20 protein-coding genes are annotated in these 22,057 nt (G+C 71.1%); 8 read left to right on the top strand and 12 right to left on the bottom strand.

Translation table 11 applies throughout. The features are described 5' to 3' along the window. Positions 1–38 precede the first annotated feature (38 nt). The 3 genes from ABZT49_RS21750 to ABZT49_RS21740 all read left to right on the top strand — a co-directional run bounded on the left by ABZT49_RS21750 (position 39) and on the right by ABZT49_RS21740 (position 4,379). Entirely contained in the window at positions 39–3,107 is a 3,069-nt protein-coding gene (locus ABZT49_RS21750) for an ABC transporter transmembrane domain-containing protein (protein ID WP_355288877.1), read from the top strand. After that, positions 3,104–3,550, top strand: coding sequence for a Crp/Fnr family transcriptional regulator (locus ABZT49_RS21745; RefSeq protein ID WP_093569017.1), 447 nt, complete (start codon positions 3,104–3,106; stop codon positions 3,548–3,550). Before ABZT49_RS21750 ends, ABZT49_RS21745 begins: the two co-directional genes overlap by 4 nt. Before the next feature lie 67 nt (positions 3,551–3,617). Then, a complete protein-coding gene (locus tag ABZT49_RS21740; RefSeq protein WP_355288875.1) occupies positions 3,618–4,379 on the top strand; it encodes an SDR family oxidoreductase in 762 nt (253 codons plus the stop codon). Between the two features lie 106 nt (positions 4,380–4,485). Here ABZT49_RS21740 and ABZT49_RS21735 read toward each other — a convergent pair whose 3' ends face one another. The 6 genes from ABZT49_RS21735 to ABZT49_RS21710 form a co-directional block, all read right to left on the bottom strand. Further along, positions 4,486–4,929: a VOC family protein gene (locus tag ABZT49_RS21735; RefSeq protein WP_355288874.1), complete on the bottom strand. Its 444-nt coding sequence runs from the start codon at positions 4,927–4,929 to the stop codon at positions 4,486–4,488. 93 nt (positions 4,930–5,022) lie between these two features. Continuing rightward, positions 5,023–6,279: a TadE/TadG family type IV pilus assembly protein gene (locus ABZT49_RS21730; protein WP_355288872.1), complete on the bottom strand. Its 1,257-nt coding sequence runs from the start codon at positions 6,277–6,279 to the stop codon at positions 5,023–5,025. A 218-nt stretch (positions 6,280–6,497) separates the two neighbouring features. Continuing rightward, positions 6,498–7,493, bottom strand: a complete 996-nt coding sequence (locus ABZT49_RS21725; RefSeq protein WP_355288870.1) for a fumarylacetoacetate hydrolase family protein — start codon at positions 7,491–7,493, stop codon at positions 6,498–6,500. 153 nt (positions 7,494–7,646) lie between these two features. Beyond that, entirely contained in the window at positions 7,647–8,708 is a 1,062-nt protein-coding gene (locus tag ABZT49_RS21720) for a putative zinc-binding peptidase (protein ID WP_355288868.1), read from the bottom strand. A 148-nt stretch (positions 8,709–8,856) separates the two neighbouring features. Further along, positions 8,857–9,540: a hypothetical protein gene (locus ABZT49_RS21715; RefSeq protein ID WP_355288866.1), complete on the bottom strand. Its 684-nt coding sequence runs from the start codon at positions 9,538–9,540 to the stop codon at positions 8,857–8,859. Beyond that, on the bottom strand, positions 9,537–9,980 hold the full coding sequence (locus ABZT49_RS21710; RefSeq protein ID WP_355288864.1) for a RusA family crossover junction endodeoxyribonuclease: 444 nt from the start codon (positions 9,978–9,980) through the stop codon (positions 9,537–9,539). The genes ABZT49_RS21715 and ABZT49_RS21710 overlap by 4 nt, the downstream gene beginning before the upstream one ends. Before the next feature lie 205 nt (positions 9,981–10,185). Here ABZT49_RS21710 and ABZT49_RS21705 point away from each other — a divergent pair, with 205 nt between their 5' ends. The 3 genes from ABZT49_RS21705 to ABZT49_RS21695 all read left to right on the top strand — a co-directional run bounded on the left by ABZT49_RS21705 (position 10,186) and on the right by ABZT49_RS21695 (position 15,087). Further along, on the top strand, positions 10,186–11,736 hold the full coding sequence (locus tag ABZT49_RS21705) for an acetolactate synthase large subunit (RefSeq protein WP_355288862.1): 1,551 nt from the start codon (positions 10,186–10,188) through the stop codon (positions 11,734–11,736). A 218-nt stretch (positions 11,737–11,954) separates the two neighbouring features. Next, positions 11,955–14,336, top strand: coding sequence for an EAL domain-containing protein (locus tag ABZT49_RS21700; RefSeq protein ID WP_355288860.1), 2,382 nt, complete (start codon positions 11,955–11,957; stop codon positions 14,334–14,336). Positions 14,337–14,442: 106 nt separating this feature from the next. Continuing rightward, positions 14,443–15,087, top strand: a complete 645-nt coding sequence (locus ABZT49_RS21695; protein ID WP_355288859.1) for a L,D-transpeptidase — start codon at positions 14,443–14,445, stop codon at positions 15,085–15,087. Positions 15,088–15,462: 375 nt separating this feature from the next. On the opposite strand, the gene ABZT49_RS21690 is transcribed toward ABZT49_RS21695, so the two are convergent. Then, positions 15,463–16,266, bottom strand: a complete 804-nt coding sequence (locus ABZT49_RS21690) for a response regulator (RefSeq protein ID WP_048429093.1) — start codon at positions 16,264–16,266, stop codon at positions 15,463–15,465. Between the two features lie 189 nt (positions 16,267–16,455). On the opposite strand from ABZT49_RS21690, the gene ABZT49_RS21685 reads away from it, so the two are divergent. Then, positions 16,456–16,677, top strand: a complete 222-nt coding sequence (locus ABZT49_RS21685) for a NepR family anti-sigma factor (protein WP_355288857.1) — start codon at positions 16,456–16,458, stop codon at positions 16,675–16,677. An 89-nt stretch (positions 16,678–16,766) separates the two neighbouring features. Here the strand turns inward: ABZT49_RS21685 and ABZT49_RS21680 are convergent, their stop codons facing one another. Continuing rightward, positions 16,767–16,943, bottom strand: coding sequence for a DUF1328 domain-containing protein (locus ABZT49_RS21680; protein WP_048429091.1), 177 nt, complete (start codon positions 16,941–16,943; stop codon positions 16,767–16,769). 200 nt (positions 16,944–17,143) lie between these two features. On the opposite strand from ABZT49_RS21680, the gene ABZT49_RS21675 reads away from it, so the two are divergent. Beyond that, positions 17,144–17,344: a hypothetical protein gene (locus ABZT49_RS21675; RefSeq protein WP_355288855.1), complete on the top strand. Its 201-nt coding sequence runs from the start codon at positions 17,144–17,146 to the stop codon at positions 17,342–17,344. A gap of 140 nt (positions 17,345–17,484) precedes the next feature. Here the strand turns inward: ABZT49_RS21675 and ABZT49_RS21670 are convergent, their stop codons facing one another. The 4 genes from ABZT49_RS21670 to lpxC all read right to left on the bottom strand — a co-directional run bounded on the left by ABZT49_RS21670 (position 17,485) and on the right by lpxC (position 21,826). Beyond that, the gene (locus ABZT49_RS21670) at positions 17,485–17,676 is read right to left on the bottom strand and encodes a hypothetical protein (protein ID WP_355288853.1); all 192 of its coding nucleotides are present in this window, start codon (positions 17,674–17,676) and stop codon (positions 17,485–17,487) included. A gap of 259 nt (positions 17,677–17,935) precedes the next feature. Continuing rightward, complete coding sequence (recN, locus tag ABZT49_RS21665; RefSeq protein ID WP_355288851.1) at positions 17,936–19,609, bottom strand: DNA repair protein RecN; 1,674 nt, start codon at positions 19,607–19,609, stop codon at positions 17,936–17,938. Between the two features lie 110 nt (positions 19,610–19,719). Further along, on the bottom strand, positions 19,720–20,622 hold the full coding sequence (locus tag ABZT49_RS21660) for an outer membrane protein assembly factor BamD (RefSeq protein WP_093569004.1): 903 nt from the start codon (positions 20,620–20,622) through the stop codon (positions 19,720–19,722). 256 nt (positions 20,623–20,878) lie between these two features. Beyond that, positions 20,879–21,826 (bottom strand): UDP-3-O-acyl-N-acetylglucosamine deacetylase, encoded by a 948-nt coding sequence (gene lpxC / locus ABZT49_RS21655; protein ID WP_355288849.1) that lies wholly within the window; start codon positions 21,824–21,826, stop codon positions 20,879–20,881. Positions 21,827–22,057: the final 231 nt, after the last annotated feature.

Genomic DNA, 22,057 nt, shown 5'->3' with positions numbered 1-22,057 from the left:
AGACAGGATCCGGGCGGGATCCGGAACGGCGGACCGGCATGAGCGGCGGGGCGGAAGCGGCGGAGCGGACGGGCGGCGGCATCGCTCCGGCGGCGGGCGGAGCCCCGTCCGCCGGGCGCGGGGACCGCGCCGCCGGGCGGGACCAGGCACCAGATCGGGCGCAAGACCAAGCGCAAGACCAGGCGGCGTCGATCGCCGCCCGGTCCGGCAACGATCCTGAGGCCGGCGACGCCGCGGGCGGCCTCGACCGCAGCCTGTTCCGCTACATCTGGCGCCACTCGAAGCGCGACCAGATCCTGATCTGCGCCGTCGTGCTGTCGTCGCTGCCGCTCTACTTCGCCTCCCTCGACCTGCCGCGGCGCATCGTCAACGAGGCGATCCAGGGCCACGCCTTCGAGAAGGGCAACGAGACCGCCAAGTTCCTGGTCCTGCGCCTGCAGATGCCGGACTGGTTCGGCCACGACATCGCGCTGTTCTCCGGCTTCGACGTCGACCGGTTCGAGCTGCTGTTCGGGCTCTCGTCGATGTTCCTGCTGCTGGTGCTGATCAACGGCGCCTTCAAGTACTGGATCAACGTGGCCAAGGGGGCGCTCGGCGAGCGCATGCTGCGGCGCCTGCGGTTCCAGCTGTTCTCGCTGATCATGCGCTTCTCGCCCGACGCGCTGCGCCACACCAAGGCCTCCGAGGTCGCGACGATCATCCGCGACGAGGTCGAGCCGATCGGCGGCTTCATCGGTGACGCCTACATCCTGCCGGCCTTCCTCGGCACCCAGGCCGCCACCGCGATGGCGTTCATCCTGCTCCAGAACGTCTGGCTCGGGCTGCTGGCCGCCGGCGTCGTCGGGGTGCAGTTCGTGGTGATCCCGCGCCTGCGGCGCGAATTGCTGCGCCTCGGGCGCCAGCGCCAGCTCGCCTCGCGCCGCCTCGCCGGCCGGGTCGGCGAGGTGGTGGACGGCATCGCGGCGGTCCATTCCAACGGGGCCGAGGCCTGGGAGCGGGCCGAGATCGGCCATCGCCTCGGCGGGCTGTTCGACCTGCGCCTGCGCATCTACCGGCGCAAGTTCATGGTCAAGTTCCTGAACAACCTGCTCGCGCAGATGACGCCGTTCCTGTTCTACTGCATCGGCGGCTACTTCGCGCTCAAAGGGCAGCTCAGCATCGGCCAGCTCGTCGCGGTGATCGCCGCCTATCGTGACCTTCCGCCGCCGCTGAAGGAGCTGATCGACTGGGACCAGCAGCGCCTCGACGTGCAGGTGAAGTACGAGCAGGTGCTGCAGCAATTCCTGCCCGAGCGGCTGCTCGGGCTCGACGCACCGGGCCGCGACGACTCGCTGTGCGGGCGGCTCGCCGCCGAGGGCGTCGGCGTCCAGGAGCCGCACGGGCCGGTGCTCGCCAACGTCTCCCTCTCGTTAGCCCTTCCGGCGCTCGTCGGCATCGTCAGCGACGGCGGTCCCGCCGCCTCGACCTTCGCGCGGGTGCTGGCGCGGCGCACGGTGCCGACCGCGGGGCGGATCACCCTCGAGGGCCACGACCTCGCGGAATGGTCCGGCGCGGCGCTGACCCGGCGCATCGCCTATGCGGGGGTCGACCCGATCCTGTTCCCGGGCTCGCTGCGCGACAACATCGTCTACGGCCTCAACCGCCGGCCGCCCGAGGGCGCCGCCGCCGACGCGAAGGTGCTCGCCGAGGCCCGCCGCACCGGCAACCCGGTCGAGCCATTCCCGGCCGACTGGATCGACTACGCCCAGGCCGGCGTCGCCGACGCCGCCGCCCTCGACGCCCTGATCCTCGACTGGCTCACCCGCATCGGCATGGGCGAGGAGGTCTACCGCTTCGGCCTCCTAGGGCAGGTCGATCCCGAGCGCCATCCGGACCTCGCCGCCCGGCTGATCGAGGCGCGGATTGCCTTCCGCGAGCGCCTGGCGGCGGAGGGGCACGCGAACCTCGTCGAGCCGTTCGACCCTGCCCGCTACAACCGGCAGGCGACGGTGGCCGAGAACCTGCTCTTCGGCGTGCCGACCACCACGGCGCTGACCGGGCGGGCGCTCGCCGAGCACGCGGTGGTGCGCCTCGTCCTCGACCGCACCGGGCTCGCCGACGACCTCGTCACCATGGGCGAGCGGATCGCCGCCACGATGCTGGAGATCTTCCGCGGCCTGCCGAGCGGGCACCCGCTGTTCGAGCAGTTCTCCTTCCTCTCCGCCGACGAGCTGCCGGAATTCGAGGCGATCCTCGCCCGCCGCACCGCCACCGAGGCCTCCGCCGAGCGCCACGGTGGCGGCAGGCTCAACCGGATCCGGCGGCGCTGGATCGGGCTCGGCCGCTACGGCTCGGCCGACGCGACCCGGCTCATCGCCCTGCCGCTCGCCTATATCGAGCCCCGCCACCGCCTCGGCCTGATCGACGACGCGTTTCGCGAGCGGCTGGTCGCGGCGCGGGCGGAGCTGCGCGCCGCCCTCGACGAGGCCGGGATGGGGGGCGTCGACTTCTACGATCCCGATCAGGTCTGCGCCGCCGCGCCGTTGCGCGACAACCTGCTGTTCGGCCGCATCAACCAGTCGGTCGCCGACGCCGTCGAGACCGTGACGGCGACCGGCACCGCCCTGGTGCAGGAGATGCAGCTCGCCCCCGCCATCACCCGGGTCGGGCTCGACCATCAGGTCGGCCCGGAGGGGCGCTTCCTGTCGAGCGCGCAGCGGGCGGTGGTGAGCCTGGTGCGGGCACTGATCCGCCGGCCGGACCTGCTCGTCCTCGACGGCGCCCTGTCGCCGATGGGCGAGAACCGCGCCCGCACGGTGCTCGGCCTGCTGCTGGAGCGGTACGGGCGCGAGAACAGCCTCGTGGCAGTGCTGCCGAACGACCGCGTCGCCGACCGGTTCGCCCTGGTGCTGCGGGCCGCAGGCACGCAGATCCACGGGCCCGAGACGCCCGCAGCAGTTCAGCCCTCCCCCAGTGGGGACGAAACCTCCCGGACCGACAGCGAAGCTTCCGGTGCGGAGGCGCCGGCGGGGGCTGGCGTTGCGGCGCCGGCTGCGGCAGTCTCCGCACGCGCCGAGGACGAGACGGGGCCGGAACCGGCGCGCGTCGAGCAGGATGTGAAGGCATGACGCTTGAGACCGAGGTGCAGTCGCTGCGCCAAGTGCCGATGTTCCGCGAGGTGGATCCGGCCCGCCTGAAGCTGCTCGCCTTCACCAGCGAGCGGGTGCATTTCGCCGACGGGCAGCGCTTCTTCGACCGGGGCGACGCGGCGGATGCGGCCTACCTGATCCTCGAGGGCGAGGCGGCCGTCACGCTCGACGGGCCGCAGGGGCCGATCCGCCTGGCGCTGCTCGGCGCCAACGCCCTCGTCGGCGAGATGGGCATCCTGGCCGACCAGCCGCGCTCCGCCACCGTGACCGCGGTGGTGCCGACGACGGCGCTCCGCATCGACCGGCGGGTCTTCCTCGAACTCCTGAGCCAGTTCCCGCAGATCGCCATCGCGGTGATGCGCGAGCTCGCTCACCGCCTCGAGATGACCAACCAGCAGCTCGCCCAGACGCGGACCGGCTGAGACACGACACGACCGAGGCGTGCCCATGAACGAGGCATGCCCGACCCAATCGATTCGGGGGAGCGCCATGGATCTCGCAGCCGGCTTGAGAGGCCGCCACGTCCTCGTCACCGGGGCCTCGAGCGGGCTCGGCGACCATTTCGCCCGGCTCTGCGCCGGGTGCGGCGCCAGCGTCACGGTGGCGGCGCGGCGCAAGGAGAAGCTCGACGCCCTGGTGCGGGACCTGGAAGCCGCCGGCGCGCCCGAGGCCCGGGCGGTCGCCCTCGACGTCGCCGACCCGGATTCGGTGACGGCCGCCTTCGCGGCCCTGCACGCCCTGCCCGACGTGGTGGTCAACAATGCCGGCATCGCCGAGGGCGGCGCGGCGATCGACGTCGACATCGCGACCTTCGACCGGGTGATCGACACCAACCTGCGCGGGGTCTGGGCGGTGTCGACCACCGCCGCCCGGGCCTGGCGCGATGCCGGCCGCGGCGGCGTCATCGTCAACGTCGCGTCGATCCTGGGGCTCCGGGTCTCCGGCGGCGTCGGTCCCTACACGGTGTCGAAGGCCGGCGTGGTGCAGATGACCCAGGCGCTCGGCCTCGAATGGGCCCGCTACGGCATCCGGGTCAACGCCCTGGCCCCGGGCTATATCGGCACCGACATCAACCGCGACTTCTTCGAGACGCCGTCCGGCCAGGCGATGCTCAAGCGCATACCGATGCGCCGCCTCGGCCGCCCGGAGGACCTCGACGGCGCCTTCCTGCTGCTCGCCAGCGACGCCTCCGGCTGGATGACTGGGGCGACGCTGCCGGTCGATGGCGGGCATCTGGTTTCGGGGCTGTAAAAGCATTTTCCGACGAAGTGGATACCGGCTCGTCGCAGGAAATGCGGCAAAATCAAAGAAGAGATCATCGCACGATCACATTGTGGTTGTGCGATGATCTACGGCGTCAGGTGGCTGGGTAGGTGATGAACTCCATCAGCGACCCGTCCGGATCCCGGAAATAGACGCTGATTCCCTCGCCGACCGCGCCGTGGCGCGGCACCGGCCCGAGCTCGACCGGCACGCCGTGGCTTTCGAGATGGACGATAGCCTCCTCGATCGGGCCGTGCCAGCGGAAGCAGAGGTCGCTGTTGCCGGGCATCACCGGGACCTGGGCCCGCGGCTCGCCGATCTGGCCCGGTCCATGGCAGTTCAGCTGCACGCCGCCGAAGCGGTAGGCGTAGCCGCGCCCGACCGGGATGATTTCGGCGCCGAGGACGTCGCGGTAAAAGGCGGTGGAGCGCTCCCAGTCCGAGACGTGGATCACGCAGTGGTCGAGGTGGATGGCCGGACGGACGACCGTCTCCGGCACCTCGGGCACGAGTTCGGGGAGGATCTCGGTCTCCGGCATCGTCGGTGTTCCATGCGGGTCGCGGCCTCAAGGACAAATCCGGGTCGCGCGCCGGAGGTTCCGCACCGGCACCGGCTGTCGCCGCGAGGAGCTTCACTGTGACAGGCGGACCGGCCGGTCCTTCTGCGGGCCGACCCCGGCCGGCACCGGCACGCTGGAGGCGGCGTAGCCCGCATTGATCACCAGGTTGGCGCTCCCCAGGGTGCGGATCGTGCGCGCCACCACCACCGTCCAGGGCGACTGGTCGGCGATCCGGTTGTTGGTGCCGCTCACCGTGAGGCTCGCATTCGGCAGGTAGACCGTGCCGACGAGCTTGCGGGCGTTGCTGGTCGAGATCTCGACGTCGCCGAGATAGCTGCGGTCGGTGATCAGCACGAAGCCGGCATAGGGCCCGCTCTTGCGGCCTTCGAGCTGCAGCACGGCGCTGCCAGTGACCTGCGCCGTCAGCAGCCCCTTGAGGATGACCACGACGTCGCTGCCGGTGATCGTGGCGTTGCCGCCGACGCTGAGGCCCGGGCCGACGAAGTAATGGTCGCCCGGCGCCAGCACGATGTTGGCGTTGCCCAGCAGCGCGATGGCGCCGCAATGCACGCCGGGCTCGAGGCGGAACGTGCCGGAGCCGAGGCTGAGCGAGAGCGAGTCGCACAGGAGCGACGGCGCGTCGAGCCGCATCGCCGCGAACGGATCGGTCATCGGCGGCGCGTCGGTCACCGGGGCCGGCCGGATCGGCCCGGCGGCGCTGCCGACGGCGCGCGTCTCGCCGGCCGACAGCGCGGTGCCCGGGCCGGCGGTCAGATTGGCATTGCTCTGGACAAGGCAGTCGCTCGCGGTGATCGCGGAGCTGGTCTGGAGCGCGATGCTGTCCTGCCCGGCATCGAGCGGACCGCCCCCGCGCGTGCCGAGCACGCAGAGGGGTTTTCGCGCGGTGCGGATCGCCGTCGCGGTGGCGGCGATGGTCCAGCCGCCCGGCGGCAGCAGGTTGCCGAAGAACGAGGCGCGGTTGGCGCTCTGGCGCACCGTCACGGTGCGCGACGTGGCCTCGACCGTCGCGGTCGAGGCGATTGTCCAGCGCAGGCGCAGGGGCTCGGCCATCGCGTCGGCGTAGAGGCGCGTGCGCTCCGTCGTGGCGGCCGACCGGTCGACGCCGAACTCGCCCGCACCCTGGATCGCCGCCGCGTCGACGTTGCGCTGGAGCCTCGCCTTCGCCTGCATCACTTCGGCAAGCTCGGCGACGCCGACCGCCCCCATCGCCAGGATCGGCAGCAGCACGCCGAACAGCACGCCGACCGCGCCGCTCCGGCAGCGCCGAAAGCGGGCGAGTCGCGGGCCGGGATCCGGGCACGGACGCATCGTCGGGGCGGAACATCATCCAGGTTGTGCCTGGATCAACTTCTATTGAAAGTTGTTTTCCAGGGCACAAGCAGCCAACACCGCCCGGTTCTGCGCGACGATCGCGAAAAAACTCCTAACGTATTCGCGCCAGTACACGCACACGCGGCGCCCTTCACTTACCGGTTGCATCACGTGACCGGCGCAGCCGTCTGGCGCCGCGCCGGTCGTGCCTTACGTCAGGCGACGTCGTGCTCGATCGCCCCGAAGATCGAGTGCCCGCCGGCATCCTTCATCTCGATCCGCAGGCGGTCGCCGGCCGCGAGGTAGGGCGTGCGGACCCAGCCACCGGTCAGGGCCTCGGCGGCGCGGGCCTCGGCGAGGCAGGCATAGCCGGCCCCGCCCTCGGCGACGGCGCGGCCGGGGCCGCCATCGATGCCGCGGTTCGAGACCGGACCGGCGCTGACGAGGGTGCCGGCGCCGAGCGGCCGGTGCCGCGCCGCCTCCGCCACCAGGGCGACGAGGCCGCGCCCTAGATCGGCCCCGGCCTCGGGGCAGCCGAGGGCCTTGCCGTTGCGGCTGACCAGCAGCGGCCGGTGCAGGCTGCCGTCCCGCCAGGCATCCCCGAGTTCGTCGGGGGTCACCACCACCGGCGCGAGGCTGGCGGCCAAAGCCGGCGCCTCCGCCCCGTCGAGGTCGAGCCCGTCCGGGCGCAGGCGGTCGTGGCGGATCACCTCCGCCACCAGCGTCACCAGCCGGACCGCCTCCGCGGCCGCCGCGGCGTCAGCGCCGCGGGGAAGGTCGCCAGTGATCACCGCGATTCCGGCCGAGAGGTCGAGGGAGGCGGCCGGATCGTCGAGGCTCAGGGGGGCGCGGGGGCCGAGGAACCCGTCGGAGGCGGCGGGCGCCAGGGCCCCCGCCTCGCCGGCCGGCGCCTCGGCGCCCGCGGCCTGGCGCAGGAGCGCCGGATAGCCCGGCCAGGCGGCGGCATGCCGGCGGGCATAGGCCCGCGGCAGGGGGGCGGCGCAATCGTGCTCGTGGAAGCGGAACGAGGGCACCGAGCCGTGCTCGAGCTGCTCGGCCAGGGCACCGAGCGCGGGGGCGAACCGCTCCCAGTCGTCGAGGGCCTGCTGCAGGGTCGGCACCACGATGAAGGCGTCGGTGGCGCGGGTCAGGTCGCGCGAGACCACGACGAGGCGGCCGTCGCGGCCGTGCTTGAGGCTGGCGAGCTTCATTCGGCGTCCCTCCTGGGCCTGCCGGTGGCAGGCGGACCGGCCCGGTTCGTCGGGCGCGTTGCCCCATCATGGACCGCCCCGGCCGTGGACGCTACGGCCGGGGCGGGGGTCGGAGCGCCCTTGCGTCAGCGCGCGCGCCTCAGACCGTTCCCATCAGATCGTTCCATGGACGAGGTTGTGGATGAAGCCGAGCTTGGCGATCACCGGCGGTGCCAGCACGAAGGGGTAGAGGTCGCCCTGGCCCATCGCCCGGTTGACGCTGTTGAGGGCGAAGACGAAGGGCAGCCAAGCCGCCACGATCTGCTCGATGCTCTGCGCCTCGTAGGGGTCGAAGTCGATCCGCGCGGCGAGCTCGCCGCCGGCATCGAGCAGCGGGTGGACCTGCATGCCGAAGGCGCTCGCCATCTCCAGCGTGTCGACGATGTGCAGGTAATGCGCCCAGGTCTCGGCGAAATCCTCCCACGGATGGGTGGTGGCATAGGCCGAGACGTAGCTCTCCTGCCAGTTCGCCGGCGTGCCCTGCTCGTAATGCCGCTGGAGCGCCGCGTTGTAATCCTGCGAATCATCGCCGAACACCGCCCGGCAGGCCTCCAGCCGGCCGGCATCGCGCACCAGGAGGTCCCAGTAATGGTGCCCGACCTCGTGGCGGAAGTGGCCGAGGAGCGTGCGGTAGGGCTCGCCCATCTGGCGCCGGCGCTTCTCGCGCTCGGCATCGTCGGCTTCGACGAGGGCGATGGTGATGACGCCGTTGTCGTGGCCGGTCATCACCTTCGGGCCCTGGTTCTCGGGCGGGTCGGCCAGGAAGTGGAAGATCAGCCCGTGCTCGGGATCCTCGGCGCGGGTCTTGAGCGGCAGGTTCCAGCGCAGCAGGCTGTAGAACAGCCGGTGCTTGGCGAACTCCATCTCGCGCCACTTGGCGAGATATTCCGGGTTCGAGACGTCCGGGATCGTGCCGTTGTGGCGGCAGGCGAGGCAGAACGCGTCCCCTGAGCCCGGCGGCACCAGCCAGTTGCAGGCATCGTGCACCGCGTTGGCGCAGAACCGGCTCGGCCGGTCGCGAACAGCCAGCGGCGTCCAGTCCTCGCCCCCGGCGGGCTCCAGCGCCGAGAGCGTGCGCGTCTCCGGCAGGTAGGCCAGGCGATGGCCGCAGCGCTGGCAGCTCCGGTTCTCGAAATACAGGATATTGCCGCAGGACTGGCACTGGAACAGCTTCATCGGGGTCTCCACCGGGCGCTCGAGCGCCCGCCGCACGGTGCAACGAACGTGCTAGGGGTGGGGAGGTTGCGGTGCTGCTTCGCCGGGAGCCGCATCGAGGCTCGAGGTCGTGATTCGGCCGTCTGCATCGGTGCCCGGAGCTCCCGAGCTACGCAGCCTGCCGAAGAGCGCCCGCCATCGCCTCCAGATCCTCGATCAACCCGGTGACGTCCCTGCGCGAGATCGCCGTGCCCAATCCACCATGCACGATCTCGTTCCGGACCCGCGCCAGCGACCGCAACCGACGGGCGTCCTCGTCGTCGAGATAGCCTTCCTGAACCAGGACCTGCACCGCCTGGATCGGCGAGAGGGGTCGCGCAGGACCCATGCCGTGCCGGTCCATGACCAGGCGGGCGATGGCTTCCAGGGTCGCCCAACCCAGCAGCAGCGCGGCGCGCTCGTGGCCGGTTTCGTCCAGGGCGCGGACCTCGGTGATGCCGGACGCGATCTCCTCGACTGTCGACGGAGGAGCCGACGGTTCGGGAGGGTCGGACGTGTTCGCGTAGAAGATGCGAAACGACCATCCGGGTTGCTCGGACACCCTCTGGGCGATCTCGGCCAGCCGCGTGTTGCGGGCGAGGCTGCTCCGCGTCGTGATCGCGATCATCACGCCGCCATCCGGCGTGATGATCAGGGCGTCGGGCTCGTAATCCTCCGCGAAGTCGGGGATCGCCGCCTTCGGCGGCGGCGCATGGAACGTCCAGCCGCGACGGTCCGCGTCCGTCTTCAGGCTCTCCAGCAGGCGCCGTGTCTGGCGGGCAAGATCGTCGTCGGACGAGAATTGAACCGTCATGGCACTCGCCTCCAACCGGTACCGTCATCGACCATCACGTAGACAACCGGGCGGTCCGCGGCGATGGCTCGCTGAAGCGTGTCCGTGAGAGAGCTGAACTCGACATACACGCCTGGCTCAAACTTCTGCACGATCACCCTCTCGACGACCTGATCGTCCGGATAGACGATGCCCCACATGCCGTCGAGGATGGGTTTCACGATGTTGTCGACGTCACCCTGCATGGGCGCGGGCGGAAAGTAGAAGATCGTGACCGAGAGGGGCCGCCTGTCGAGAAAAGTGAATTCCCGGCGCGCTGCGATCCTGTCCCTGACCACCTCGCCGACCATCGATTTCCAGGCTTCCTTCGCCTTGCTGGAGGATTGAAGTGAACGAGGTGTCGCCCGGACCATGAACTCGAGCGGGAAGGGAACGGTGACATCGTCGTCCAGGTCGTCCATCCGAGGCCGGCTCGTGCATGAGCGATCGGGCGTGATCGCGCCCTCGCCCAGCCTATCATTGCCCTTACGGAATGTCATTGCGACGCCGGACTCACGGCGCCCACCCATGTCCCCCACGCCCTCACACCCCGCCGCGAAATCCCCTATCACCATACCGCAAACCCGAACCGGGCCACCCAGAGGCCCGCCGGATGAGGAGACGCCGATGGCGATGAACGGGGCCGAGAGCCTGGTGCGCACCCTGGTGGCGGGGGGCGTGGAGGTGTGCTTCACCAATCCGGGCACCTCGGAGATGCACTTCGTCGCCGCCCTCGACCGGGTCGAGGGGATGCGGGCGGTGCTGTGCCTGTTCGAGGGCGGCGCCACCGGCGCCGCCGACGGCTATGCCCGCATGGCCGACAAGCCGGCCTCGACGCTGCTGCATCTCGGGCCCGGCCTCGGCAACGGCATCGCCAACCTGCACAATGCGCGCCGCGCCCGCTCGCCGCTCGTCAACATCGTGGGCGAGCACGCCACCTATCACCGCGCCTTCGACGCGCCGCTGACCTCCGACATCGAGGGGCTCGCCGGCCCGGTCTCGGCCTGGGTCCGCACGGGCTTGAGCGCCAAGGCGGTGGCGGCGGACGGGGCCGACGCGATCGTCGCCGCCCGCACCGCGCCGGGCGGCGTCGCGACGCTGATCCTGCCCGCCGACACCGCCTGGGAGGAGGGCTCCGGCATCGCGCCCCTCCCCCCGATCCCGGAGCGCCCGCGGGCGAGCGACGAGGCGATCGCCCACGCGGTCGCGGCTTTGCGCAGCGGCGAGCCGGTGCTCCTGCATCTCAGCGACCAGGCGGTGCGCGGCGAAGGCCGGCGCATCGCCGCCCGCATCGCCGAGAAGACCGGCGCGAAGCTGCTCGCGATGACCTCGAACGCCCGCATCGACCGCGGCGCCGGCACGGTGCCGATCGAGCGCCTGCCCTATCCGGTCGATCCGGCCCGGGAGGTGCTGGCGCCCTACAAGCACGTGATCCTCGTCGGCGCGACCCTGCCGGTGGCGTTCTTCGCCTATCCGGGCAAGCCGAGCGCGCTCGCTCCGCCGACCTGCGACGTCTTCGCCCTCGCGACGCCGGAGCAGGACCAGATCGACGCGCTCGCACGCCTCGCCGAGGCGGTCGGCGCGCCGGCCGAGGCGCCGCTGCCGCCGCTCTCCCGGCCCGACCTGCCGAGCACCGGCGCCCTCGACCAGGATTCGATCGCCCGGGTGCTCGGCGCGCTGATCCCCGAGGGCGCGATCGTCTGCGACGAATCGGTGACGACGGGGCGCGCCTTCTTTCCCTCTACCCACGCGGCGGCGCCCCATACCTGGCTCCAGCTCACCGGCGGCGCGATCGGGCTCGGCATCCCGATGGCGACCGGCGCCGCGGTGGCCTGCCCCGACCGCAAGGTGATCTCGCTCCAGGCCGACGGCAGCGCCCTCTACACCGCCCAGGCCTTGTGGACCCAGGCGCGCGAGCGCCTCGACGTGGTGACGCTGATCTGGGCCAACCGCTCCTACGCGATCCTGCGCCACGAGCTGACCAATGTCGGCGCCAATCCGGGCCGGAAGGCGATCGACATGCTGACCCTCGACGATCCTCCGATCGACTGGGTGAGCCTGTCGAAGGGCTACGGCGTCGAGGCGCGCCGGGTCGAGACCCTCCCAGACTTCGTCGACACGCTGAAGGGCGCGCTCGGCCGGCGGGGACCGTTCCTGATCGAGGTGGCGTTGGGATAATTCGTCGTCCGGCGGATCGGAGGCGGATCCGCCGGACAACAAGGCGCGGCCGATGGTCGATGGCCGCGCCCGACGACACCACGACCGTCCGCTTCCCTAGCGTCCGTGCCGTAGCTTCGCCCGAAACCTGCCAATCCATCATGTAGCCGGCTGAGTTTAACCTCCCAGAAGTCCCGCGAGCGCTAGCACCGTGACGTGACGAATGCGGATCGGATGGAATGAGCGGGAAGGCGACGCGCGACGGCACCGAGAGGCTGCTGCACCGCTGGCGTTCCGCCCGGGCCACCGCAGGCGGGATGCCGGCCTACGAGGACCTGGTCCTCGGCAATCTCGGCCGCTTGGCGAGCCGCGCCGCCCTGGTCGGCGGGCCGCCCGAGCGCCCGCACCTGCTCTGGGTCGGCGAGGCGTTCGAGGCCTGGCTCGGCCGCGCGGGGTCGGGCCTCGCCCTCGACGACCTACCGGGCGGGCTCGCGCAATCCCTGCGCGAGATCGTCGGCGACGCGCTGACCGCGGCCAAGCCGGTCCAGGGTCCGTGCGCCCGGGTGTCGGGCGGCGTCGCCTACACCACCGGGATGCTCGGCCTGCCCCTCGCGACGCGGAGGAGCGAGCGCCTGGTGCTGCTGTGCCTGTCCGGCGAGACGGCGCGGACGAACCTCCTCAAGACCCTCTTTCGCTCGACCCGCCAGGGCATGGTGGCGGCGACGGCGCTCCGCGACGCGGGCGGCGCGGTGCAGGATTTCCGGGTCCTCGCCCTCAACGCCGCCGCCGCCACGATGCTGCGCGCCACCGTCGAGACGGCACAGTGGCAGCGCCTGACGACATTGCTGCCGCATCTCAGGGGCTCGGCGACCCTGGAGCGCCTGGTGGCGGCCCTCGCGGGCACGACGAGCAGCTTCGAAGGCTCCTATCCGCGGCCCGACGGCAGCCTGCTGCACCTGCGCATCGAGATCGCGGCGATCGGCGAATTGCTCGGCGTCACCCTCACCGATATCGGCGACCTGAAGGCGCGGGAGGCCTCGGCCCGCCTGCTGTTCGAGCACAACCCGGTGCCGATGTGGCTGTCGGGCGAGGACGGGGCGGTGCTGGCGGTGAACGACGCCGCCACCGGCCATTACGGCTTCCCGCGCGAGGATTTTATAGGTCTCTCGGCCGGCGATCTCGTGGCGCCGGAGGCGTCCGGCCCGTCCCAGCGCCACCGCCGCCGGGACGGCAGCCTGATCGACGTCGAGGTCTTCTCCGGCCCGATCCCGTTCGAGGGCCGCAGCGCCACCCTGACCGCCTGCGTCGACGTGACCGAGCAGCGCCGGGCGGAGCAGCGCATCGCTCACATGGCCCATCACGACGCCCTGACCGGGCTGCCGAACCGGGTCCTGTTCCATCAGCGGCTGGCCGAGGCGGCAATCTCCGGCACCGGCCTGCTGATGCTCGACCTCGACCACTTCAAGCTCGTCAATGACACCGCCGGCCACCCGGCCGGCGACGCGCTGCTGCGCGAGGTCGCTGGGCGCCTGCGCGCCTGCCTCGGGCCCGAGGGGCTGGTGGCGCGGCTCGGCGGCGACGAGTTCGCGATCCTCAAGGATGCGGGGCGGGAGGCGCTCGCCGCCCTCGCCGACCGGATCATCGCGGCTCTGGCCCGGCCCTTCACCCTCGAAGGCCAGGACGTCGCGATCGGGGTCAGCATCGGCATCGCGCTCGCCCCCGAGCACGGCGACGATCCCGACGGGCTCCTGCGCAAGGCCGACACCGCGCTCTACGCCGCCAAGGCCGACGGGCGGCGCACCCAGCGCCTGTTCGAGCCCGCCATGGACGCGGCCCTGCAAGGCCGCCGCGCCCTGGAGCGCGACCTGCGCGCGGCCATCGCCGCCGGGGCGCTGGAGGTGCATTACCAACCCCTCGTCGCCGCCGGCAGCCTCGCGGTGACGGGCTGCGAGGCGCTCCTGCGCTGGCATCACCCGGAGCGGGGCTTCGTCCCGCCGGGCGCGTTCATCCCGGTTGCCGAGGAGACCGGGCTGATCGCACCCCTGGGCGAATGGGTGCTGCATCAGGCCTGCCGCGAGGCCGCCGGCTGGCCGGAGGGCGTGCGGGTTGCCGTCAACCTCTCGCCGGCGCAGTTCCGCACTCCCGACCTCGTCGGCACCGTGGCGCGGGCGCTCCGCGAGTCGGGCCTCGACCCGGCCCGGCTCGAACTCGAGATCACCGAGCAGGTGCTGCTGGAGGAGACCGAGGCCAACCTGGCGGTGCTGCACCGGCTGCGCGGCCTCGGCTTGCGCATCGCCATCGACGATTTCGGCACCGGCTACGCCTCGCTGAGCTACCTGCGGGCGTTCCCGTTCGACGCGATCAAGATCGACCGGTCTTTCACCGCTGCGCTCGGCCGCGAGGCCGCGGCCGTCGCGATCGTGCAGGCGGTGATCGGGCTGGGCGCGAGCCTCGGCATCACCACCCTGGCGGAGGGCGTCGAGACGCGAGGACAGCTCGCCGCCCTGCGCCGCAGCGGCTGCGGCGAGATGCAGGGCTTCCTGTTCAGCCGGCCGATGCCGGCCGCCGAGATCCGCCGCCTGGTCGCGGCCGCGGCGATGCCCTGGATGGCGGCGGCCTGATTCTCGCCACCTCGTTTCCCTGGGGTTGAGTCCGGGAGGACACAACCTGTGCGCCCGGGAGCGGCTAGGCATGGGACATCATCCCTTGCCGACAGGTCACGCCCGCATGCCGCCGCGCCGTCTCGTCCTCGCCCTCCTCGCCGGGCTGCCGCTCGCGGCCTGCAACGCCCGCGGGCCCGCGAACGTCGCGGCTCTGGATCCGGACGCGGCCTGGTACATCGGCAGCATGCCCGACCAGCCCTACGACGTACCGCTGGTCGACCGCAGCCGGATGGATCCGAAATACCGGCGCCAGACCGTCGCCTATACGGGCCTGGAGAAGCCCGGCACCGTCGTGGTCGATATCGACGAGCGGTTCCTCTACCTCGTGCAGGACGGGGGCCAGGCGATGCGCTACGGCGTCGGCGTCGGCAAGCTCGGCTTTTCGTGGAAGGGCACCGCCACGGTCGGCCGCAAGGGCGTCTGGCCCGATTGGGGGCCGACCGCCAAGATGGTCAGCCTCAACCCCGACCTGCCGCGCTCGCGCAAGGGCGGCGTCGACAACCCGCTCGGCGCCCGCGCGCTCTACCTCTACCAGGGCAGCCGCGACACTCTGTTCCGCATCCACGGCACCAACGAGCCCTGGAGCATCGGCGAGCAGATGTCCTCGGGCTGCGTGCGCATGCTCAACGAGGACGTGGTCGATCTCTATAACCGCGTGCCGGTGGGCACGACCGTGCTGGTCAAGCGGAACGGGAAGTATCGGGTGTAGGACCGTCTCGAGCGCAGGCAAGCATCGGGCGCAGCAAGGACCGACGCCCCTCACGAGTCACCTCCCTTTCCCGGACGACCGAAGCGAGAGCGGAAGGAGATCCGGGATCCAGGGGAGACGTGCCGCGAAGCGGCTCCATATTTGCAACGTACAGACACAGGGGCGCTTCGCGACTTCTTGCGCTGGATCCCGGATCTCCTTCCGCTGACGCTTCAGTCGTCCGGGAAAGGGGGAGGGTCACTGAGCGAGCGTCGGTTCGCGAGGCGCGGCCGGGCGGTTCCTTGATATGCGACTCCGAAAACAGCGAAGCCCCGGCACCCGCCTCGCGGCGGGCCCCGGGGCCTCGGATCTCACGGCGCGCGATATCAAGCGGCGTCAGGCGCTCGCGCGGGCCTCGCGGCGGCGGGCGCTCTGCTGGAAGAACAGAGCCTGGCTGATCACCGCCGAGACGTTGGCGGGCTGGAACGGCTTCGCGATGAGGAAGGCCGGCTCGGGCCGCTCGCCGGTGAGGAAGCGCTCCGGATAGGCCGTGATGAAGATCACCGGCACCTCGAACGACTTCAGGAGGTCGTTGACCGCGTCGAGGCCCGACGAGCCGTCGGCGAGCTGGATGTCGGCGAGGATCAGGCCCGGGCGCTTGGTGGAAGCGAGCTTGACCGCCTCGGTGCGGGTGCGGGCGACGCCGGTGACGTTGTGGCCCAGCCCCTCGACCAGAGCCTCGAGGTCCATGGCGATCAGCGGCTCGTCCTCGATGATCAGGATCTCGGTCGCCATGTCGGCGGCGAGCTCGCGGCCGGCCTCGTCGACGAGGTCGCGGACCTCCGAGACGTCGACGCCCAGGATGGTGGCGGCGTCCTCCTCGGAGAAGCCTTCGAGGCAGGAGAGCAGGAAGGCCTGGCGCGGCAGCGGTGTGATCTGGCCCAGGCGCACCTCGGCCGGCAGGTCGTGCTGGGTCTGCTCGGTCTGGCCGTTGACAGAGAGCGAATTCCAGATCCGGGTGAAGACGCGGAACAGGTCGGCCTTGACGTTGGTGCTGCGCCCGAGGGTCTCGGGTTCGTTCACGAGCGTTTCGAGCGTCGCGGCCACGTAGGCATCGCCCGCCACCTGGCTGCCCGTGAGGGCGCGCGCGTAGCGGCGCAGGTAGGGCAGGTGCTGCACCACGAGTTGTGCTGTCGACATTCAGGTCCCCTTGGTGTTGTCGTTCGCGCGTCGGCCCTCACGCTTCAACGCCGTGCAGACGTGTTCGTTCCGGTGCGGTGCGGAACTGACTGCGTCGGCGTGCGTTGTCGCCGCAAGCGCGCGACCCGGCATACCGGGCGCCATGGCATCGCTCTGTCCGCGTGTCCAGGACGGGCGAAGGGGAATGGTATGAGCGAAGGCAAGGGCCCGCGGGCGCCCCTGGACGAGGATGGTGCCGCCGCCGGGCCCGAGCAGCCCGCCCTCGACCGCAACGTGCAGGGGCGCATCGGCTCGCACCTGCGTGCCATGTATGACGAACTGATGCAGCAGCCTATTCCGGACCGCTTCGTCGATCTCATCGCCGAGTTGGAGCGCAGCGCGGCCCGGGAGAGACCCGACGCGGAATCCTGACCCGTCTCGCGACGACGCCGTCCCCCGCGGGAGGGACGGCGCATCACCTTACCGGGATACCATCTCTCGACGATCGCTGTCTGGCGACGTCAGAGCGTGGGCGAACGGCCCCGCATCAGGCCGACCACGGCCGAGATGGCGAAGAGCACGACGGCGACGAAGAAGATGAGCTTGGCGGCCTCGACCGCCGTGCCGGCGATGCCGCCGAACCCGAACAGCGCGGCCACCAGGGCCACGACGAGGAAAGTGACAGCCCAACCCAGCATGGCGAGACCCTCGTTCTCTGATTCTATCGACCCTCGGCCGATCGTGAGCAGACAACGTCAAGCATGACCTTGGGTTCCGCTTTGTCGCAGGTGGCACGAACGGGTCGGGCACCCCACATCATGGTGACGGCCGGGAGGCGGCTGGGGCGGAACTCCGGTTTCGCGCCACACGTTCTCACCGGCGTCTGGATGGAGGCTTGATGATGATCCGTTCCAATGCCCTGCGTGCCGGCCTCGTGCTGCTCGCCCTGCTGGCGGGTCTCCTCACGGCCTCGCCGATGGTGGTGACAGGCATCGCCGCGGCGCTCGGCCTCGCGGGGGCCCTGGCGCTCGCCGGGGCAAGGGCGCAAGCGACGCCGGCCCTCGTTCCGGTGCGTGTGCGCGACCGTCGGCGGCGCTAAGACTCCGCCGCCCTCCCCCCGGTCCTCTCGGGGACCGGGCTGCTCGCGGGCGAGACCGGGACGGTCCGCCCAAACGTCTTTCGCTCCGCCCTTCCGGCGGAGCGCTCCACGCTCACGATCGTTGTCGGGGTGATCGACCCTCAGCGCTGGCGCTGCAATTCGCGCTCGCGGTGCCGCAGCCGCAGCAGCAGGTCGACCTGATCGAGGGGGATGGGCTGGCCGTCCACCGTGCGTTCGTAGAACGAGCGCAACGTCCGCCCGAGCCGATGCTGCGCCTCGACGCAGATCGCCGGCAGGGCCGGATCCTGAACGGTCTCCCGGGACGCACTCACTTCCTGCTTCATCGGACCACCGGCCCCGTACCGTTGCGCGGGCCCGAGGGAAGGCTGGTCCGCGCCGAGATGAAGCAGTCTCGGGCTATATGGTAAAGAAAGAGTTAATTTTCCTCTTTGTTCACCATGTCGGAAGCGCTGACGGGCGTCCCGCGAATCACACCATCGAGCTTAACCGGACAGCAACGTCTGTCGAGAGGTGTTACACCTTCCGATACCGCTAAGCTTCGAGCCGTCACGCTTCTCAGCCGGCCGCGCGTCACGCCGACGCCGCCTCGAGCAGCCGGGCTGCGGCGGCGCGGGCCTCCTCGGTCACCGTGGCGCCGGCCAGCATGCGGGCGATCTCCTCCTGGCGCGGCACCGCCGCGAGGGGCTTCACCCGCGTGGCGACCCGGTCCGAGCCCTTCACCGCCTCCTTGGCGATGAGAAAGTGCGTCGAGGCGCGGGCGGCGACCTGTGGCGCGTGGGTGACCGCCACGGTCTGGACCCGGGCCGAGAGCCGGGCGAGGCGGGCGCCGATCGCGTCCGCCACCGCGCCGCCGACGCCGGTGTCGATCTCGTCGAAGATCAGGGTCGGGGCCGAGCCCTTGTCGGCCAGCACCACCTTGAGGGCGAGCATGAACCGCGACAGCTCGCCGCCGGAGGCCACCTTCATCATCGGGCCGGGCCGGGTGCCCGGGTTGGTCTGAGCCCAGAACTCGACCCGGTCGAGGCCGGCGGGGTCGCGGGCCTCCGGATCGGTCGCGATCTCGGTGATGAAGCGTGCGCGCTCCAGCTTCAACGGCGGCAATTCGGCCTGCACCGCCTTGTCGAGGGCGGCCGCCGCCTTGCGCCGGCCCTTGCTCAGCGCTGCGGCCTTCTCGAGATAGGCCGCGTCGGCGCTCGCGAGGTCGGCTTCCAGCCGTCCCAGCGCCTCCTCGCCGGCATCGATCACCGCGACGTCGCCCTCGTAGCGCTCGCGCAGCGCCGCGAGGTCATCGACCGCGACGTTGTATTTCCGGGCCGCCGCGCGCAGGCCGAACAGGCGCTCCTCGACTCGCTCCAGCTCGCGCGGATCGAACTCCGCCGCCTGGAGCGCGTCCTCCAGGCTGGTGCGGACCTCGTCGAGGGCGACGAGCGCGTTGTCGAGGGCGGCGATGCTCGGCTCCACCAGCCCTGGCGCCAGCGCCGCCCGTCGCTCGAGCTTGCGGAGCGCCGCGGAGAGATGGGCGGTCGGCGAGCCCTGGCCGGCGACGGCGTCGAGAGCCTCGTTGAGCTCGCGGGCGACCTTCTCGCCCTGTTGCATCGCGGTGCGACGCTCGGCGAGCCTGGTCTCCTCGCCGGGCTTGGGATCGAGGGCGGCCAGCTCCTCGACGGCGTGGCGCAGGAAATCGACCTCCTTGCGGGCGGCCTCGACCCGGGCGCGGTGCTCGGACAGGGCGGTACGAGCCTGGCGCACCTGGCGCGCCGCCGTCGCGACGGCGGCCTGACGGCTCCCGAGGCCGCCGAACGCGTCGAGGATCGCCCGGTGGGTGGTGGAATCCGAGAGCGCCCGGTCGTCGTGCTGGCCGTGGATCTCGACGAGGGCCGCCCCGATGGCGCGGAGCACCTGCACGCCCACCGGCTGGTCGTTGACGAAGGCGCGGGTGCGCCCGTCCGCAACCTGGACCCGGCGCAGGATCAGGTCGCCCTCGGTGTCGATCTCGGAAGCCGCGGCGAGCGCCCGCGCCGGATGATCGGCGGGGACGTCGAACACCGCCGTGACCTGCCCCTGCGCCTCGCCCTGACGCACCAGGCGGCCGTCGCCGCGCCCGCCGAGCGCCAGCGTGAAGGCATCGAGGAGGATCGACTTGCCGGCGCCGGTCTCCCCGGTCAGGACGCTCAGGCCTTCGCGAAAGTTCAGCTCGAGCTTATCGATCAGGACGATGTCGCGGATCGCGAGCTGAACCAGCATGCCACCCTTGCCGGGACGTGGAAGAGGAAATCGGGCGGGTATCTACAGCCGAACGGGCCGCGGCGCGAGTGCGCGCCACGGCCGCATGCCTGGCCCGAGCCGTGAGGCCCTTACTGCGCCTCGGCGGTGCGCGTGTCCATCCCGATCACGCCGCGGAACGCCTTGCTGATCCAGGACGCCTTCTCCTCGCGCGGCTGCAGGCCGCCGTTCTGGAGCAGGTTGTAGGCGTCCTTGTACCAGGGCGAGTCGGGGAAGTTGTGGCCGAGCACCGCCGCGGCGGTCTGGGCCTCGCCGGTGATGCCGAGCGCCATGTAGGCCTCGGCCAGGCGCTCCAGCGCCTCCTCGACGTGGCGGGTCGTCTGGTACTTGCTCACGACGTCGCGGAAGCGGTTGATCGCCGCCGGGAAGTTGCGCCGCTCGAGGTAGTAGCGGCCGATCTCCATCTCCTTGCCGGCGAGCTGGTCGCGGGTGATCTGGATCTTGGCCTTGGCGTCGGCGGAGTATTCCGAGGTCGGGTATTTCTGCACCAGCTCGGTGAGCGCCACGAGCGCCTTCTCGGAGCGGTCCTGGTCGCGGGTCACGTCCGGGATCTGCTTGTAGTGCGACATCGCCAGCAGGTACTGGGCGTAGGCCGCATCCTTCGAGCCCGGATGGCGCTGCAGGTAGCGCTTCGAGGCGGTGATCGCGTCCTCGTAGCGGCCGCCCTCGTAGTTCGAGTAGGCGGTCATCAGCACCGCCTTCCGCGACCAGTCGGAATAGGCGTACTGCTTGTCGAGGTCCTCGAACTTCTTCGTCGCGCCCTCGTAGTCGCGGTCCTCAAGCCGGCCGAGGCCCTGGCTGTAGAGCTTGTCGGCCGGAATATCGGCCACGACCTCGGTCTTGTACTTCTCGGACGCGAACGGGTTGATCGAGTCGATCGCGTCGCAGCCGGCGAGCCCCAGGCCGCACGCCGCGAGCAGCACGGTCCGCAGAACGGTCACCTTCGCGTCGCGAAGCGGGTGGGCGAACGGCATTCGGGTTCTTCCCCAAGCAGGCGGCCTTTGCGCGGCCGCTGATCCACGAGCCCCTTATCCCAGGCCGGCGGGTTGCGCCAAGCCCGTGACGGCCACGGCAGGGAGCCGGCGGCCATCGGTCAGGAACCTCTTAACCCTGCGGGGCGAATGGGGCGCCAAGACGGCGCGAGGCGGTGTAGGTTCCCTCTCGTCGCCGCCGCGCGGCGACGAAATCGTCCCGATGTGGCCCGGCGGCAACGCGGGCCGGACGATCGCCCTAAAGCTCGGGCGCGTAGACCGCGGCGCCGAGGCCGACGCCGAACTCGGCGAAGACCGGCTCGCGCCGGGCGCCCGCCCCCTCGACGATGGCGTAGTTGGCCCGGTCGGCGAAGAGCTCGCCGAGGACGGCGCAGTTGAGGCCGTGGCCGCCGCAGAAGGACTGGTAGGCGCCGAGGATCGGCAGGCCGGCCAGGGCCAGGTCGCCGACCGCGTCGAGGATCTTGTGGCGGACGAACTCGTCCGGGTAGCGCAGCCCCTCCGGGTTGACCACGCCGCCGTCGCCGACCGCGACGGTGTTCTCCAGCGAGGCGCCCAGGGCGAAGCCGGCCTTCCAGTAGCGCTCGACGTCGCGCATCATCCCGAAGGTGCGGGCGCGGGCGATCTCGCGGCGATAGGCGGCGGGGGTGAGGGTCAGGGCCTTGCGGCTGCGGCCGATCACCGGGCTCTCGAAGTCGATCTCGACGTCGAGGTGGAAGCCGCGCTCGAACGGGCGCAGCTCGGAATAGGCGCGGCCCTTCTCGGTCCGGACGGTCTTGAGCACCTTGATGAAGCGGCGGGGGGTGCCGCAGGAGGTCGTGCCGACCGCCTCGATCGCCGTCACGTAGGGGGCGGCGCTGCCGTCGAGGATCGGCATCTCGGGCCCGTCGATCTCGACGAGGCAATTGTCGATGCCGAGCCCGTAGAGGGCGGACATCAGGTGCTCGATGGTGGCGACGGCGCCGGTCTCGCGGCTGCCGATGACGGTGCAGAGCTCGGTGGCGCTGACCTGGGCGTACTGGGCCTGGATCAGGCGGTCGCGGCCGTTCGGGAGGCCGGTGCGCAGGAAGGCGATGCCGTGATGCGCCTCCGCGGGATGGAGCGTGATCGTGACGGGGTTACCGGAGTGAACGCCGATGCCGGAGAGGCTCGCGGCGGAGCGTAGGGTCGTCTGCTGACTTGTTCTCATTACCTCAGCCCTCGGCCGCGACTCACCATCGTGTCCCGTTGCCGGGCCCACGTTTCGAGGCGATCCGTCCGTTGCTTGAAGCCCCTGTGGGTGTCAGTGCCGGCGGTCCCGCTCGGCCTTCGCCCTTGTGCATAGGACAGCTATAGTCGCGCTCGAAAGCACGTCCAAATCACGGATTCTTACGCTCTGTAACAGACCAGAGCCTCCGCTACGGACGCGAAAATCCGTTAT

The sequence above is a fragment of the Methylobacterium sp. EM32 genome (assembly GCF_040593685.1).
Taxonomy (GTDB): domain Bacteria; phylum Pseudomonadota; class Alphaproteobacteria; order Rhizobiales; family Beijerinckiaceae; genus Methylobacterium.
Note: the sequence above shows the minus strand (reverse complement) of the source record. Positions and strands in the feature narration are given on the sequence as shown.